Source organism: Pseudoalteromonas sp. APC 3694, assembly GCF_030407565.1.
In the GTDB taxonomy this organism is placed as follows: domain Bacteria; phylum Pseudomonadota; class Gammaproteobacteria; order Enterobacterales; family Alteromonadaceae; genus Pseudoalteromonas; species Pseudoalteromonas tetraodonis.
This window is the reverse complement of the sequence record NZ_JASDDE010000114.1, coordinates 1-2,634: the sequence shown is the minus strand read 5'-3', so window position 1 is coordinate 2,634 and position 2,634 is coordinate 1. Positions and strand designations below refer to the sequence as shown.

Genomic DNA, 2,634 nt, shown 5'->3' with positions numbered 1-2,634 from the left:
TGCATATTCTCATGCATCGCGATCACCTAATACTATCTAAGCCGATCACCTAATACCATCCATCAAGATCACTCAATACCATCGATGCCGATCACTTTTCGGTCAAAATGGTATTGAGTGATCGACTTGAATGGTATCGTTCAATTTGTACACGTTTTTGTCTAGCCAGTAGGTGTTTTTAACCGTTATTCTTTTCATTTTTGATGATGAGAATGACCATGCCAACGGCACCTATTTCAATGCGTAAACTTAAAGAGATTTTAAGACTAAAATACAGCTGTAAACTCAGTCATCGTCAGATAGCAACAAGCTTATCTGTTTCACCCTCAATCGTGTCTAAATATGCCTGTAAATCAGCAGAGTTAGATATTACTTACTGGCCGCTTGATGAGAAGTGGGATGATCACGCTCTGCAACAAGCGTTCTTCAAAACAAAGCCTCGATTAAAGGGCTTTACCATTCCTGACTGGTCGTTAGTTCAGCAAGAGCTTCGGCCTAAAACCATGACGTTGTTGCTGCTTTGGGAAGAATACAAAGAGCGGCACGCGGAAGGTTTTTACAGTTACACTCACTTCTGCCGTCAGTACAAGGCATGGCTTAAATGCCAAAAACCCTCCATGCGACAAAATCATAAAGCAGGTGAAAAACTGTTTGTGGATTACTGTGGCCCAACCATGAGTATTGTTGATACAAGTACAGGCGAGTGTCGTACTGCACAAGTGTTTGTTGCGGTCATGGGTGCATCAAATTATACCTATGCCGAAGCGACTTACAGCCAGAAACTCGAAGATTGGGTGATGAGTCACGCCCGTTGTTTTGAGTTTCTTGGCGGTGTTCCTGAGCTAATAATTCCTGACAACCTTAAAAGTGCCGTCACCAAACCGTGTCGATATGAGCCTGACTTAAACCCAACCTACCAACAACTAGCGACACATTACGATACGGTCATTGTGCCCGCTAGACCCTATAAACCAAAGGATAAGGCTAAGGCTGAAGTGGGTGTGCAAATTGTTGAACGTTGGATAATGGCGCGCCTTCGCAATGAAACCTTCTTTAGCTTGCGTCAATTGAACCTGAAAATACAAGCATTACTGGTCGATTTAAATCAACGTAAAATGAAAAAGCATCCTGGCTCACGGCTCAGTCAGTTTGATGCTATCGACAGACCTGCACTCAAACCACTGCCTACACAGCCTTACAGCTATACCTTAGTAAAACAGGTGAGCGTGCATATTGATTATCATGTGGAAATTGAAAAGCACTACTACTCAGTGCCACATACCTTAATTAAACAAAAGCTTGAAGCCCATGCCTCCGGGAAGTTGGTGACACTCTACCATCAAGGCATACGAGTCGCTGTTCACCCCAGATCATACCGAGAAGGTGCGCACACCACGCTTGATCTGCATATGCCTATCGCTCATCAAAAGCAGCAACAATGGACACCACAGCGGTTCGAACGCTGGGCGAGTAAATTTGGCACATCAACTGAGCAGTTTGTTATGCAATTGATGCAAGCTAAAAAACATCCAGAGCAAAGCTACCGTGCTTGTATGGGGTTATTAAGCCTAGGTAAAAAGTTTAGTGTTCAACGTCTTGAAGCCGCCTGTCATCGCGCATTAACCACAGGTGTTACTCGCGTTAAACAAGTAAAGACTATCTTAGAAAAAGGCTTGGATAAACAACCCTTGCCACAAGCTCAAGGTGATTTACTACAAGATATTGATCATAAAAATATCCGTGGCAACCACTATTACCATTAATAAAAATTAACAAACCATAGGAAGACTTATGCAAAATATCAATCAACAAGTTAATAATCAGTTAAGTAATTTAAAGCTAAGCGGCATACGTGATGCGCTATTGCAGCAATACAAGCAACCCAATTTATACGTTGAACAAAGCTTCGAAGAGCGGCTAAGTTTATTGCTTGAACATGAAATAACGCAGCGTGATCAGCGTAAAATAGATCGCCTAACGCGACAAGCAAAGTTCAGAGTTGGCGGCACTCTTGCCCAACTCAACTTTGGCGCAGCACGACAACTCGATAAAGCTCAGATCCGTTCATTAGCACAAGGTGAATGGCTTCGTCTTCACCAAAACATCTTGATCACAGGAGCAACAGGTTGTGGCAAAACTTACCTCGCTTGCGCGCTTGGTCAAAACCACTGCCAACAAGGGAGTAGCGTTTATTATTTTAGGCTCAAAGAGCTATTAGAAAAGATGTTTCTAGCGCAAGCCGATGGTAGTTATCGAAAACTGATCAACAAGCTTAGCTCTGCCAATTTACTGATCTTAGATGATTGGGGATTAGAGCCATTAACGGCTCAACAACGGAGTGATTTACTGGAATTAATTGATGCAAGATATGATACAAAATCGACCTTAATAGCGAGTCAATTACCGATAGAAAATTGGTATGAAATGATCGGAGAATCGACACACGCGGATGCGATTCTAGATAGGCTTGTGCACGGGGCGATAAAGTTGGAATTAAAAGGCGAGTCGATGCGAAAAAAACTAAATTTCTTGACTGATGCCGATCACTCAAGTTAGATTTACTGAGGTCTACTGACAGACAAAAAAGTGATCGGCTTGAATGGTATTGAGCGATCGGCATCATGGTATTACGCA

At 42.7% G+C, this 2,634-nt stretch carries 2 protein-coding genes; both read left to right on the top strand.

Annotated features, from left to right (window positions below; translation table 11 throughout):
* Positions 1-218 precede the first annotated feature (218 nt).
* On the top strand, positions 219-1,763 hold the full coding sequence (gene istA, locus QMA00_RS18690; RefSeq protein WP_076923270.1) for an IS21 family transposase: 1,545 nt from the start codon (positions 219-221) through the stop codon (positions 1,761-1,763).
* Positions 1,764-1,791: 28 nt separating this feature from the next.
* Positions 1,792-2,556, top strand: a complete 765-nt coding sequence (istB, locus tag QMA00_RS18685) for an IS21-like element ISShfr5 family helper ATPase IstB (protein ID WP_076923269.1) — start codon at positions 1,792-1,794, stop codon at positions 2,554-2,556.
* Positions 2,557-2,634 lie beyond the last annotated feature (78 nt).

What these genes read in the sequence shown, in the direction of transcription:
- istB (WP_076923269.1), top strand. Translation starts at nt 1,792, where the DNA reads ATGCAAAATATCAATCAACAAGTTAATAATCAGTTAAGTAATTTAAAG.
- istA (WP_076923270.1), top strand. Translation starts at nt 219, where the DNA reads ATGCCAACGGCACCTATTTCAATGCGTAAACTTAAAGAGATTTTAAGA.